Raw genomic sequence first — 12,001 nt, forward strand, 5'->3', positions numbered from 1 at the left:
ACACTGGCGGCCATGGTGAGCTCGTGGCGAAGGAAGCGGCCGGGACTCGTGGTGCTCGCGCTCTGCCTCGGCGGAGCGCTCACCGCCTGCGGATCGGGCGGCGAGGACGAGGGGTACGCGGCCGTCGGCGCGGGCTCCTCCCCGAAGGGCGCCGTCGCGCCCAGCGGATCGGTCACGCTGGTCCCCCTGGACCCGGAACGCACCGGGGACACCTCCAGCACGTCCTCCCCGTCGCCGCGCCCACCGGGCGGTACGGGCACGCCTCCGGGCGGTACGGCTGCGGGAGCACCGGACGGGCCGGCCCGGGCCGGCACCCCGGGCGACCCGCGCACGACCACGGCACCACCGCCGTCCCGTACCCCGGGCGCACCGGCGACGCCCGCCCCGGCCACGACACCGCCGGCCCCGGGCCCGAAGCCCCCGGGCCCGACCGGCCCGGGCACGCCCGCCACACCGCGCCCCGGCCCCACGACCGCGCCCGTCCCCGCCGCGCTCACCCTCTCCGCGCCCTCGCTCGCCGACACGGACCGGCGCTGGTGCGAGAACGTGACCGTCACCATCCGCAACACCGGCGGGACGGCAGCCCGTTCGGGCACGGTCGGCTTCGCGACGCACATCATCGGCGCGCTCGGCGTCGACTGGGCGACCATCCGCTCCAGCCAGCCCCTGCCGGCGCCGATCGCCCCCGGGACGGCCCGTACGCAGACCTACACGGTGTGCGTGGACTCCTGGCGGGTGCCGCTGGGCATGCGCGTGGACACCAGGAGCGTCACGGCCTCATGGCAGTGAGCAGCACCCCGGCGAACTCCTCCGGGCGCTCGACGCACCCGAGGTGCCCGCCCGGGAACTCCACGACGGACGCCCCGGTCAGCGCGGCGATCCGCCGGGCGGGCCCCACCAGCGCCTCCTGACCGTCCGACTCCCGCCCCACGCCCAGGACCAGCTTCCCGGCGGCGGCGCTCAGCCCGTCGAGATCAGGGCCGGAGGAGGAGAAGGGGCACAGGACGTGCTCCAGGAAGACGGGCATGTTGGCGGCCATGCGGGGGGCCATGGGCCGCAGGACGGCGGGCAGTTCGGCGGACCGTCGCTCGCCCGCCGGCTTCCGCCCGTCGGGCGTCTCGGCGAACCGGGCCATCGCGGGACCGAGCCCCCGCGTACGGTGCAGCTCGCGCACCTCGGCGAAGTGCGCGCGGTACGGGCCGGGCTCGGCGAGCAGTTCCACCAGGGGCGGCTCGTGGGCGACGACCCGGTGCAGGCGGCCGGGGTGGGCGGCGAGCAGGGCGAGGGCGACGATGCCGCCGGAGCTGCCGCCGTACACGTACGCGGCCTCGCCGTCCGGCAGGACCGCGTCGAGGACCGCGCGGGCGTCCTCGGCCCACTCCTCGACCCGCTGGTCGGCGGGCGGACCGTCGAGCGGGCTGCGCGAGAGGCCGCGCTGGTCGTAGGAGACGACGGTGTACCCGGCGGCGGCCAGGAGGTCCGCCATCCCCTCGTAGAGCCCGGCGTCGCCCGCGCCGCCGGGTATGAGCAGCAGGACGGGCCCGCTGCCGCGCGACTCGTAGCGGAGGGTGGCGCCGGGGACGGACAGCGTGCCGGTGTGCACGGCAGGGTTCACGACCAGTTCTCCAGGAGGCGGTGGAGGGCGTCGAGCGAGCGCGCCCAGGAGTCGTCGACGGGCCGGGAGGCGTGGAAGCCGCCGCTCAGCTCGATGTGGATGTAGCCGTGGAAGGTGGCGCGGAGCAGCCGCCCGGCGTCGGTGAGCCCGGGCTCGGCGAGCCCGTAGCCCCGGAGCATCCCCTGGGTCAGCTCGACACTGCGCAGCACGACCGCGGGGTCGGTGACCTCCTCCGGCTCGATCCGCTGCTGGGTGGCGGCGTAGCGGCCGGGGTGCGCGAGCGCGTAGCCGCGGTAGGCGTCGGCGAAGGCGACGAGCGCGTCCCTGCCGGAGCGCCCGGCGACGGCGGCGCCGATGGCCTCGTTCATCTCGGCGGAGGCGAGGAGGGCGAGCCGGACGCGCAGCTCGCGGAGGTTCTTGACGTGCGAGTAGAGGCTCGCGTCCTTCACGCCGAAGCGGCGGGCGAGGGCGGAGACGGTGACCTTGTCGAGGCCGTCCGTGTCGGCCAGCTCGGCGGCGGCCCGGACGAGACGGTCGACGGTGATGCCGACGCGGACCATGGGCGGGACTCCTTCCTAGAGGATCTAGCCTGAAAGCTAGCACCCCTAGGAAGAAGTCGCCTCGGGAATTACCGACCCGAGCCCGAGCCCGCCCCCGAGCCCGACCCTGCCCCCAAGCCCGACCCCGAGTACTCGACGACGTTCCCGCTGGAGCAGTCCCGCTGATAGTTGCCCGACACCTCGCCGAACAGGGGCATCTCCGCCAGCTCCTGGAGACACCCGGCGCCCGCGCCGAAGTCGCTGTCGGTGTCGGCGTGGGCGGGCGCCGCGAGGGCGAGGGCGGCGAGGGCGAGGGTGGCCGCGACGGCCAGCTTCTTCATGGTCACGGCGAGGCCAACGACCACGGGACCCGCACGTCACTCGGGGTGACCCGCTTGGAGGTGCCGCCGCAGCAGGACGTTCGCGTCGGTCTCGGCGCTCCAGTCGAACCGGGCGCGGGCGCCGGCGCGCGAGGCGTCGAGCTCGGCGCACTCGGCGCAGTGCGGCACGGGAACGGGCGGCCGGCCCAGCCCGTACGCGGCGGCCGCGCGCTCGTTCACGGCGCGCACACCGGCGCTGAGCCGCTCGTCCTGCGTCGCGGGCCGCACGAGCTCCGGATCCGCCTGCCACTCCCGCCCGCCCCCGAGCGGCCGCAGCATGGCGTACGGCCCGGCCTGCCCCCGGTACTCGCCGACCTTCCGCGCCGCCGGGTCGTACAGGTACGCGCCGCACTCCTGGTGCCCTGCCATTCCTCACTCCTCGTCTCACGCTCACCCGATCGGGCGACTACTCTCCGTGCCCTCAGCGTTGCTCAATGGAAGAGGCGGCCACAACGTCTGCGGCGTGCCAAGGAGTGCTGTCACGAGGGGGACGGAGTGACCAAGAGGAACCCGGCGGCAAGCGAGCTCGCCGCCACGACGGCGCAGATGTTCGGCGAACTCCTCCGCCACTACCGCGAGTCGGCGGGCCTGACCCAGGAGGCCCTGGCCCGCCTGATCCCCTGCGACCGCTCGCAGGTGGCGAGGGTGGAGGCGGCGAAACGGGTCCCGACGGACACGTTCGCGAGGGCGTGCGACGAGATCCTGGGCACGGGCGGGGTGTTACTGCGGCTGTGGGGGCGGATCGACTGGTACCCGGAGGTGCAGCATCCGGACTGGTTCGAGCGGCGGGCGGAGATGGACGCGGAGGCGGTGGCGCTTCACGAGTACCAGGTGGGGGTCGTGCCGGGCCTGCTCCAGGCCCCGGAGTACGTGCATGCCCTGTTCGCCCGTGCCATGAACGGTGACGAACTGGAGGAACGCGTCCGTGCGAGGCTGAGCCGCCAGCAACGATTCCTTTCGGAGGATGGCCCTCTGTACACGGTCGTCCTGGACGAGAGCTGCCTGCGGACCGTGATCGGCAATGCGGACGTCATGCGCACCCAGTGCGCCCACCTACTGCGTGTCGGCAGACTGCCCAACGTCTTCATCCAGGTAGCACCGGCTCAGAACGCGGAACTGCACCGGCCCAACGCGCCGATGTCCTTGATCCGACTGCCCGACGGGCACGAATGGATCTACTCAGAATCGCTCGACAGCGGGCATTTCAATGATGATCCTGCCGTCCTGTCACGCCATACCCGGACCTATCATGGGCTGAGGGCCGACGCTCTCTCGGCCCGCGAATCCGGCGCTCTGATCAGCGACTTGATGGAAGGGTACGGGCACCATGGAACGGCACGATCTGAGCGTGGCGACCTGGATCAAGAGCAGCTACAGCGGGGACAACGGCGGAAACTGCCTCGAAGTCGCCCCCGGATTCCCCGGCCTCGTCCCCGTACGTGACAGCAAGGCCCCTGAGGGCCCTGCTGTCGTCTTCGACCGTGCCGTGTGGGACTCGTTCGTCCGCAGCCTCTGAGCTTCACGCCGCCAGGGCCAGGACGGCGACCGCCGGGGCCATGTAGACGAGCGGGAAGGCCGCGTGGGCGTACGCCTTGGCGCGGAGGACCGTGATCACGGCGCCGAGGAAGTACAGGACCAGGCCGATCGCGGCGGCGATCCCGATCGCGGGGATTGCGTAGCCGACGAGCAGGCCGACCGCGCCGGCCGCCTTGGCGGCACCCAGCCAGTTCCACCAGGCGCGCGGGACGCCGTACTCGGCGAGGGGCTCGACGGTGAACTTCGCCTTGAAGAAGATCGAGGCACCCGAGAACCCGGCCATGAAGGCGGCGACGGCGGTGACGACGATGGCGGTGGTGGACATCGGGGGCTCCTCGGAGGGGCTGTGGCGGGCGCTTCTCGCTCGCTCTATCCCTCTGACACCGCGGTCGGCGGAGGTGTGACGAGTGGGCGGAAGTTTTTTGGTGCACACGGCCACGTCGTGCTGAACGGCCTGGAATAGGGCACCGTGCGGCCGCCCTCTTTCCGAGAGTCGCACCTTCCACCACCGCGTCAAGGGCGCTCCCTGCGGTCGCGTCGCTGCGCGATGGCCTACGGCCACCCTTGACCCGGCGGCTCCAGGTGCGAAAGACCTCTCGGAGGGCGGCCGGGGGCGCGGCCACGCGAAGAGGCCGGGAAGTGGCGGGGGTCGGCGGGCGGCCGCCGGGCCGGTGGGTGGGGGCGCCGGTTTGTGGCCGGGGCCGGGGGCGAAGTCCGGTGGGCCGGTGGTGCGCGGCAGTGGAATGGGGCTGCCGGGCAGGGCTCAGCGACGAGCGGCCGGTGGGCGGCCGGGCTTCAAGCCCCGCTGGTCACCCTGGGCGTGCAAAGTCCGGTCTCGCGGGCCCCGAGGGGACGGCAAGCCACTTGTGTGACGGGAGAGTCGACCCCCGGCTCTCCTCGCGCGAGCACAGCGCTTTCACGTCCCCTTGGCCGCCTGCCGTGCAAAGTCCCGCCTCGCGGGCCTCGATGGGGCGGGGAGGGACTCCTGTGACGGGGGAGACGACCCCGGGCCCTCCCCACGCGCGAAGCTCCGCGTTCTCACGTCCCCCCTGACCACCCCGCCATGCAAACCCCCGCCTCGCGGCCCTCGATGGGACAGGAAGGGACTCCTGTGACAGGGGAGACGACCCTCGTCCCTCCCCACGCGCGAAGCCCCGCGTCTTCACGCCCCCTGGCCAACCCACCGTGCAAAGTCCGGTCTCGCCGCCCGCGATGGGACAGGAAAAGACTCCTGTGACGGGGGAGGTGCCCCCCGGACCTCCCCGGCCGCGAAGCTCAGCGACTTGAGGGCGTTCCGCCCGCCCGCCGATGCAAAGTCCCGCCTCGCGGGCCTCGATGGGGCGGGAGGGGCGTGATGTGACAGGGGAGGCGGCTCCCAGCCTTCCCCGCGCACAAACGCCGCCCCGCTACCGCTCCGACGTCGTGGTCGTCGTTCGGGGCTCCCAGATGCCGTCCCGGATCAGGCGGCGCTGGCGTGCGCGCTCGTACGTCGCCGTGCCGTAGTACGTCAGGCCGAGCAGGGCGCCGAAGACGAGGCCGGCCTGGATGTCCACGGCCTGCGTGTCCGGGGGTGCGGCGAACACGGCGAAGACGGCCAGCCCGATCGCGGCGGCCAGGGCCAGGGGATGCCGCCCGACGAAGAGCTGGACGCGCGTCGGGGGCAGCTTGCCTCCCAGGAAACGGTCAAGAGCCCAGAAGCCCTCCACCAGGGCTCGGCGACGTGTCTTCGGCATACCCCCGAGCCTAACCAAGCAGCCGAACCGGGCCGCCCCTCGGCCTTCCGGCAGTGACCAGCGGGGCTTGAAGCCCGGCCGCCCAGCGGCCGCTCGTCGCTGAGCCCTGCCCGGCAGCCCCATTTCACTGCCGCGCACCACCGACCCACCGGAGCGGACTCCCGGCCCCGGCCACAAACCGGCGCCCCCACCCACCCAGCCCGCCGGACGGCACTCCGCCCCGGCCGATACCCGGCCTCCCCACCCACCGGCCCGGCGGCCGCCCGTCGACCCCCGCCACCTCCCGGGAAGGCCGCGCGGCCCCGCCCCCGGCCGCCCTCCGAGTGTGAAAGGGCCCCCGGAGGCGCCGGGTCAAGGGTGGCCGTAGGCCATCGCGCAGCGACGCGACCGCAGGGAGCGCCCTTGACGCGGTGGTGGAGGGGGCAACACTCGGAAAGAGGGCGGCCGCACCAGGAGCCCGCCCGGAGCGCCCGCTCCTAGGAGCCGTCCGGCCTCGGCCCGAAGGTGTTCAGGAAGACCACCGGCCCGCCCCCGAAGCACCCTTCTGTTCCCTCGGCTCCCCCCAGCTCCTCCGCCCCCTCCGCCCCCTCCGCCCCCTCCCCCGCCAGGGCCAGCAGGGCCGCCAGTGCCTTCGCCGTGTAGACCGGCTCCAGCTCCAGGTCCGCCTCCTCGGCCGCCCAGCGCAGGGCCCGCGCGCCCGGCTCCGTCGGGTGGGCGTAACCCTCGCCGAGCCACCCGTACTCCGTGACGATGTCCTCCGGCCCGAGCCGTACCGGCGTCGGCGGCAGCTCGGCGCCCCGCGCCCGCAACAGGCGTTCCGCCTTCCCCGCGAGTGCCGTGAGCCGGGCGGCGTCCAGGCGCAGCGTGTCGTTCACGACGACCGCCAGGACCCGGGTGCGCAGCCCGGCCAGCCGCAGTCCGAGGGCCAGTCCGGCGGCGGTGCCGCCCGAACCGACCGCCGTCACGATCCAGGCGGGCTCCGGCAGCAGCCCCTCCTCGACCTGCTCGGCCAGTTCCAGCGCGCACTCGACGTACCCGAGCGTCCCCAGCGGCGAGGACCCGCCCGCGGGGAGCACGTACGGGAGGCGCAGGCCCCGCGTATGGCGGGCCAGCAGCCAGGGCAGCGAGAGGATCAGCCGGCCCTTCGTGTGCGGGAAGTGCAGGGTGGCGCCGGAGGCGCGCAGCCGGGCGAGTTGGGCCCGTACGTGCGCGTCGACCGGCTGGTCGATCAGGGCGAGGGCCACGTCGATGCCCTGCTCGCGGGCGTAGAGCGCGGCGGCCAGGCCCCAGTTGGTTCCGAGGCCGCCGACGCTGAGGAGGGTGCGGGGGCCGCCGCCGCGCAGGGCCTGCGGCAGGAGCCACTCCAGCTTGCGGACCTTGTTGCCGCCCCAGCCGCCCTCGCCGTAACCGCTCTCGTCCTTCACCCAGACCGGGGTCCGCGAGCCGGGGCCGGTCAGCGGGCGTACGGGGGTGGGGCCGGAGCCGAGCGGCAGGTACGGCAGGGTGTCGGCGAGCGCAGGCCAGTGCCGGTGGAGCAGCGGGCGGCGAGTCATGCGGGCCACCGTAGGGGGGACGGCGCGGCCCGGGGGAGGGGTCGGTCAGGCCGTCTGCCGGCGGCGGACCATCTCGTCGATCCAGACCGGCGCGAACGGGGAGGTGCAGCCCGGTGAGGTCGGGTAGTCCTTGAGGACTTCCAGGCGCTCGCCGATGCCGATCGCGCGGGCGCGGTGCTCGGGGTGTTCGATCCCGATCTGGGCCAGGCAGTGGTTCATGGCCCACTGGAGGCGGTCGGGGGCGTCCTTCATCTCGGCCTCGATGACGTCGAGGAGGGCGGGGAGGTCGAGGCCTTCGGGCTTCTTGGCGACGCGGTCGGTGGTGAGGGCCCACCCGGCACTGGCGACGACGGGGTCCGGGTCGGCGGTCCAGGCGAGGCGCAGTGCTTCGGCGTGCGGGCTCTTCTTGACCACGTAGTTCACGAGCCAGTCGTGGACCTTGGGGGCGCGGGCCCGGCGCAGCATCGCGTCCAGTTCGTCGCGGTCGTAGGCCTTGGGGCGGCAGATGAGGAGGGCGAGGAGCCGGGCGGCCGTGTCGTCCGTGGCCCAGAGGTCCCGGGCGAGGTCCTGCTGGGTCTTGAGCCGCTTGGCGAGCGCGCGGAGCTTGCCGAGGTTCACGCCGTGGTCGTCGCCGTGCCTCTCGTTGACGGCGCGGGCCTTCGGGTCCTCCAGCGCGGCCAGCTCGGCCATCACCTCGGCGACCGTCGTCCCGGGTCCGGTCGTCGGGGCCACCGTGTCCTCCTGGTGTCTGGTGTCTGGTGTCTGGTGTCCGGTGGGCGGTGTCTGGTGGGCGGTGTCTCGTGGGCGGGTTTCAGCGTATGTCGGGGGCGCCGGGGAGGACGGTCGACCGCACACCGGCCGGCCGCACACGGGTGGTCGCACACGGGTGGTCGCCCGCATCGGGGTCGCCCACATCGGGGTCGCCGCACACGGAAAGAGGGCGGCCGCGGCGGGAGCCCGTCGGACTCCCGCCGCGACCGCCCTCTCCGGGACGGAGTGGTCGGCTCAGCCGAGCGCCAGCCAGGCGACGCCCGCCAGGACGGCGATCGCGACGATCACGCCGACGATCACGCCGACGCGCGGGCCGGAGGAGTGGGTGGTCGCGGCCTGGTACTGCTGCCGCTGGCCCGGCTGCTGCTGGGGGGCGCCCTCGTCGACGAAGGCGCGGAACATCTGGGTGCTGCCGGCGGGGTCGTAGGAGCCCTCGGGGCCCTGGCCGCCCTGGCCGTACGGTGCTTGGGGGTTGTGTGCCATGGCCCGGACCCTAGCGAAGGTGTGGTTCCGGGCCCAAGCCCCACCCTCCTCCCTGGACCTCCCCCGCCCCCGGGGCCCCGCTCTCGCCCCTCCCCAGGCCCCGCTTTGCCGATTCTTTAGCGCGCTTTGACCGATTTAGTTTGCCTGGAGCAACCATCGATCTCTATGGTTGCCCTAAGCAACAAGATGTCAGGGGAGCTCGATGGAGACGCTGAGCCGGTACGAGGAGCTCGCCAGGGCGGTGAGCGCCATCGGCGCCGTCAAGCGTGGTGTGGCCCGGGTGCTGCCCGCCCACTGCCAGGGCGGCGCGGCGGCCGTACTCGCCCTCGTCAAGCACCACGGCGACATGCGGATGAGCCGGCTGGCCGAACTCATGGCCGTCGACATGTCCGTGTGCAGCCGTCATGTGACGCACACCGTGGAGCACGGCTGGATCGAGCGACTGCCCGACCCGGACGACAAGCGCTCCCGGATCCTGCGGCTCACCACCGAGGGCTACGCGATGCTCGGCGAGCTCGACCGCCGGGTCGCCGAGGCCTTCACCCGCCACCTCGCGGAGTGGTCCGACGAAGACGTCGCACTGCTCACGACCATGCTCTCCCGGCTGCGGGACGCCTTCGGGGACTGCCGGGCCCCGCACGCCTGACCGGCACCCGCCCCACCCGGCACCGCACGACCGGCACCCGCACCACGCCCGAACGACCCCGCCCGCCCGGCCCGGCATCCGACCGCAGCGGACGTCACGCACAGCCACGTACGCCGACGTACACGCCCGTACACCCTCGGACACCCACGTACACGTAAAGGAACCTCATGGCTACCACCGCACCTGCCACGGGTGTACGGGAAGGCCGGACCGACAACTCCGGTGCCCCGATGACGCACCGGCAGATCATGGAGGCGCTCTCCGGGCTGCTGCTCGGCATGTTCGTCGCCATCCTGTCCTCGACGATCGTCTCGAACGCCCTCCCCCAGATCATCACCGACCTCGGCGGCGGCCAGTCCGCCTACACCTGGGTCGTCACCGCCGCCCTCCTGTCGATGACGGCGACCACCCCGCTCTGGGGCAAGCTGGCGGACCTCTTCTCCAAGAAGCTGCTGGTCCAGATAGCCCTGATCATCTACGTCGCGGGTTCGGTCGTCGCCGGCCTCTCGCAGAACACCGGCATGCTGATCGCCTGCCGCGTGGTCCAGGGCATCGGCGTCGGCGGTCTGACCGCCCTCTCCCAGATCATCCTGGCCGCCATGATCGCCCCGCGTGAGCGCGGCCGGTACAGCGGCTACCTCGGCGCCACCTTCGCCGTCGCCACCGTCGGCGGCCCGCTGCTCGGCGGCGTCATCACCGACACCGACTGGCTCGGCTGGCGCTGGTGCTTCTACGTCGGCGTGCCCTTCGCGCTGATCGCGCTGATCGTGCTGCAGAAGACGCTGAAGCTCCCCGTGGTGAAGCGCGAGGTCAAGGTCGACTGGGCCGGCGCCCTCTTCATCAGCGCCGCCGTCTCGCTGCTCCTGATCTGGGTCACCTTCGCGGGCGACAAGTACGACTGGGTGTCCTGGCAGAGCGCCGCCATGGTCGGCGGATCGGTCCTGCTCGGCGCGGTGTTCCTGTTCGTCGAGTCCCGGGCCTCCGAGCCGATCATCCCGCTGCGCCTCTTCCGCAACCGCACGATCACGCTGGCCTCGCTGGCCTCGCTCTTCGTGGGTGTCGCGATGTTCGCCGGCACGGTCTTCTTCAGCCAGTACTTCCAGCTGGCCCGCAACGAGTCGCCGACGATGTCCGGCGTCCTCACCATCCCGATGATCGGCGGCCTGTTCGTCTCGTCGACCGTCTCCGGCATGATCATCACCAAGACCGGCCGCTGGAAGGCCTGGCTGGTCAGCGGTGGCGCCCTCGCCGCCGGCGGCCTCGGTCTGCTCGGCACCATCCGGTACGACACGGAGTACTGGCACATCGCGATCTTCATGGCGGTGCTCGGCCTGGGCCTCGGCATGATGATGCAGAACCTGGTGCTCTGCACCCAGAACCAGGTCGCCCCCTCCGACCTCGGCGCCGCCTCCTCCGTCGTCACCTTCTTCCGCTCCCTGGGCGGTGCGATCGGTGTCTCGGCGCTCGGCGCGGTCATGGCCCACCGGGTCACCGACTACGTCAAGGACGGTCTGGCCGAGCTCGGCCCGAAGGCCGCGGCGGCCATGGGCCAGGGCGGCGGCGGTGGCATCCCGGACATGGACAAGCTGCCCGCCCCGATCCGTACGGTCATGGAGAGCGCGTACGGCCACGGCGTCGGCGACGTCTTCCTCTACTCGGCGCCCTTCGCGCTGCTGGCCTTCATCGTGACGCTGTTCATCAAGGAGGTCGCGCTGAAGAGCAACACCGTCAAGGCCGAGGACGCCACGGCGGACACCACGGCGAGCGCCACGGCGGACGCCAGGTAGAAGAGCTCCCGGCCGCGCTTCGAGCGGAGGCGCGGCCGGGTCCGGTACGGAGCGGCGGGCAGGGGACGGCCCGCCGCTCCGTCATTTCTCCGTACTCCCGCCTACTTCTCCTGCATCTCCTGCATCCGCTGCGTCTCCGGTGTCTCCGGTGTCTCCTGCTTCTGCTGCTTCTCCTGCGCGCGGGAAACCATGACCTCGATGCCAGCGATCAGCACGTCCAGCGCGTAGTCGAAGTCGCGGTCCCAGAGGTCGTCCATCCGGCGGCTGGCCCGCTCCTCGATGACGGGCCGCATGAGCTTCAGGTCCTCGGCGAACCTCGGCTCGTCCACGAAGGCGTCGACCGCCTCCCGGTAGTACTCCTCCTGCGTCATGCCCGTCTCGGCGGCCCGCCGCTCGAAGTGCCCCTCGACCGTGCCGAATCCGTAGACGAACTGGAAGACGGCCGAGGTGGCCCCGGGCTGGCCGTCCGCGGGCAGCCCGGTCGACGCGATCACCTGGTAGATGCCCTTCGCGACGGCGACCGCCTGCGGACCGACGTTGAGGTACGTGCCCGAGATCGACGAGACCCAGGGGTGGGCGACCAGCATCCGGCGGTAGTCGTTCGCCATCAGCCGGAGCCGGTCCTGCCAGCTCCGGGCCGCCTCGACGGCCTCCAGGTCGATCCCCTGGTGGGCGGCGTCGAGTGCGAACTCGATGATGTCGTCCTTGGTGTCGACGTACCAGTAGAGGGACATCGCGGTGACGTTGAGCTCGGTCGCGAGCTTGCGCATCGACAGCTTGGCGAGGCCCTCCTCGTCGAGCATCCGGATGGCGGCGGCGACGATCCGGTCCCGGTCGAGCCCGGCCGGGCCGCCGCCGCTGCGGGCGGCCCGGTTCTCCAGCCAGACGCTGGAACGCGCCGGGTTCTTGGCCCGGTCCGTTGCCTTGACCACCGCGTTCCTCCGTCCGATCAGCCTTC

Annotated in this window: 13 protein-coding genes and 2 pseudogenes; 5 read left to right on the plus strand and 10 right to left on the minus strand. The window is 72.8% G+C overall.

Annotated features, from left to right (window positions below; translation table 11 throughout):
• Window positions 1–12 precede the first annotated feature (12 nt).
• On the plus strand, window positions 13–789 hold the full coding sequence (locus ABD981_RS19790; RefSeq protein WP_046911665.1) for a hypothetical protein: 777 nt from the start codon (window positions 13–15) through the stop codon (window positions 787–789).
• Here the strand turns inward: ABD981_RS19790 and ABD981_RS19795 are convergent.
• The 4 genes from ABD981_RS19795 to ABD981_RS19810 form a co-directional block, all read right to left on the minus strand.
• The gene (locus ABD981_RS19795; RefSeq protein ID WP_046911664.1) at window positions 770–1,615 is read right to left on the minus strand and encodes an alpha/beta fold hydrolase; all 846 of its coding nucleotides are present in this window, start codon (window positions 1,613–1,615) and stop codon (window positions 770–772) included. The genes ABD981_RS19790 and ABD981_RS19795 overlap by 20 nt on opposite strands.
• Window positions 1,612–2,175, minus strand: coding sequence for a TetR/AcrR family transcriptional regulator (locus ABD981_RS19800; protein ID WP_046911663.1), 564 nt, complete (start codon window positions 2,173–2,175; stop codon window positions 1,612–1,614). Before ABD981_RS19800 ends, ABD981_RS19795 begins: the two co-directional genes overlap by 4 nt.
• A 68-nt stretch (window positions 2,176–2,243) precedes the next feature.
• Entirely contained in the window at window positions 2,244–2,519 is a 276-nt protein-coding gene (locus ABD981_RS19805; protein ID WP_240495471.1) for a hypothetical protein, read from the minus strand.
• 12 nt (window positions 2,520–2,531) lie between these two features.
• A complete protein-coding gene (locus ABD981_RS19810; RefSeq protein ID WP_046911662.1) occupies window positions 2,532–2,903 on the minus strand; it encodes a hypothetical protein in 372 nt (123 codons plus the stop codon).
• 177 nt (window positions 2,904–3,080) lie between these two features.
• Here ABD981_RS19810 and ABD981_RS19815 point away from each other — a divergent pair, with 177 nt between their 5' ends.
• Both ABD981_RS19815 and ABD981_RS19820 read left to right on the plus strand, forming a co-directional pair.
• A complete protein-coding gene (locus tag ABD981_RS19815; RefSeq protein ID WP_205628309.1) occupies window positions 3,081–3,977 on the plus strand; it encodes a helix-turn-helix domain-containing protein in 897 nt (298 codons plus the stop codon).
• Window positions 3,946–4,050: pseudogene (locus ABD981_RS19820) on the plus strand (DUF397 domain-containing protein); the annotation flags it as partial. The gene ABD981_RS19815 and the pseudogene ABD981_RS19820, both read left to right, overlap by 32 nt.
• A gap of 3 nt (window positions 4,051–4,053) precedes the next feature.
• On the opposite strand, the gene ABD981_RS19825 reads toward ABD981_RS19820, so the two are convergent.
• From ABD981_RS19825 to ABD981_RS19845, 5 genes are all read right to left on the minus strand, one after another.
• Window positions 4,054–4,395, minus strand: a complete 342-nt coding sequence (locus ABD981_RS19825; RefSeq protein ID WP_046911660.1) for a DoxX family protein — start codon at window positions 4,393–4,395, stop codon at window positions 4,054–4,056.
• Between the two features lie 1,081 nt (window positions 4,396–5,476).
• Window positions 5,477–5,803 (minus strand): hypothetical protein, encoded by a 327-nt coding sequence (locus tag ABD981_RS19830; RefSeq protein WP_131723942.1) that lies wholly within the window; start codon window positions 5,801–5,803, stop codon window positions 5,477–5,479.
• A 476-nt stretch (window positions 5,804–6,279) separates the two neighbouring features.
• Window positions 6,280–7,356, minus strand: a complete 1,077-nt coding sequence (locus tag ABD981_RS19835; RefSeq protein ID WP_046911659.1) for a 1-aminocyclopropane-1-carboxylate deaminase/D-cysteine desulfhydrase — start codon at window positions 7,354–7,356, stop codon at window positions 6,280–6,282.
• Between the two features lie 45 nt (window positions 7,357–7,401).
• Window positions 7,402–8,046, minus strand: coding sequence for a DNA alkylation repair protein (locus ABD981_RS19840; RefSeq protein ID WP_046911682.1), 645 nt, complete (start codon window positions 8,044–8,046; stop codon window positions 7,402–7,404).
• A gap of 315 nt (window positions 8,047–8,361) precedes the next feature.
• The gene (locus ABD981_RS19845) at window positions 8,362–8,610 is read right to left on the minus strand and encodes a hypothetical protein (protein ID WP_046911658.1); all 249 of its coding nucleotides are present in this window, start codon (window positions 8,608–8,610) and stop codon (window positions 8,362–8,364) included.
• Window positions 8,611–8,812: 202 nt separating this feature from the next.
• Between ABD981_RS19845 and ABD981_RS19850 the strand changes: the two genes are divergently transcribed.
• Together ABD981_RS19850 and ABD981_RS19855 are read left to right on the plus strand one after the other, a co-directional pair.
• A complete protein-coding gene (locus tag ABD981_RS19850; RefSeq protein ID WP_046911657.1) occupies window positions 8,813–9,256 on the plus strand; it encodes a MarR family winged helix-turn-helix transcriptional regulator in 444 nt (147 codons plus the stop codon).
• Window positions 9,257–9,486: 230 nt separating this feature from the next.
• Window positions 9,487–11,022 (plus strand): annotated as a pseudogene (locus tag ABD981_RS19855) (MDR family MFS transporter); the annotation flags it as partial.
• Between the two features lie 122 nt (window positions 11,023–11,144).
• Here ABD981_RS19855 and ABD981_RS19860 read toward each other — a convergent pair.
• Entirely contained in the window at window positions 11,145–11,975 is an 831-nt protein-coding gene (locus tag ABD981_RS19860; protein ID WP_046911655.1) for a TetR/AcrR family transcriptional regulator, read from the minus strand.
• Window positions 11,976–12,001 lie beyond the last annotated feature (26 nt).

Origin of the sequence: Streptomyces showdoensis (genome assembly GCF_039535475.1) — a bacterium.
Taxonomy (GTDB): Bacteria; Actinomycetota; Actinomycetes; order Streptomycetales; family Streptomycetaceae; genus Streptomyces; species Streptomyces showdoensis.

Coding starts and splice junctions, on each gene's coding strand:
- ABD981_RS19790 (WP_046911665.1), top strand. CDS start 13: ATGGTGAGCTCGTGGCGAAGGAAGCGGCCGGGACTCGTGGTGCTCGCG.
- ABD981_RS19800 (WP_046911663.1), bottom strand. CDS start 2,175: ATGGTCCGCGTCGGCATCACCGTCGACCGTCTCGTCCGGGCCGCCGCC.
- ABD981_RS19810 (WP_046911662.1), bottom strand. CDS start 2,903: ATGGCAGGGCACCAGGAGTGCGGCGCGTACCTGTACGACCCGGCGGCG.
- ABD981_RS19815 (WP_205628309.1), top strand. CDS start 3,081: ATGTTCGGCGAACTCCTCCGCCACTACCGCGAGTCGGCGGGCCTGACC.
- ABD981_RS19825 (WP_046911660.1), bottom strand. CDS start 4,395: ATGTCCACCACCGCCATCGTCGTCACCGCCGTCGCCGCCTTCATGGCC.
- ABD981_RS19830 (WP_131723942.1), bottom strand. CDS start 5,803: ATGCCGAAGACACGTCGCCGAGCCCTGGTGGAGGGCTTCTGGGCTCTT.
- ABD981_RS19835 (WP_046911659.1), bottom strand. CDS start 7,356: ATGACTCGCCGCCCGCTGCTCCACCGGCACTGGCCTGCGCTCGCCGAC.
- ABD981_RS19840 (WP_046911682.1), bottom strand. CDS start 8,046: ATGGCCGAGCTGGCCGCGCTGGAGGACCCGAAGGCCCGCGCCGTCAAC.
- ABD981_RS19845 (WP_046911658.1), bottom strand. CDS start 8,610: ATGGCACACAACCCCCAAGCACCGTACGGCCAGGGCGGCCAGGGCCCC.
- ABD981_RS19850 (WP_046911657.1), top strand. CDS start 8,813: ATGGAGACGCTGAGCCGGTACGAGGAGCTCGCCAGGGCGGTGAGCGCC.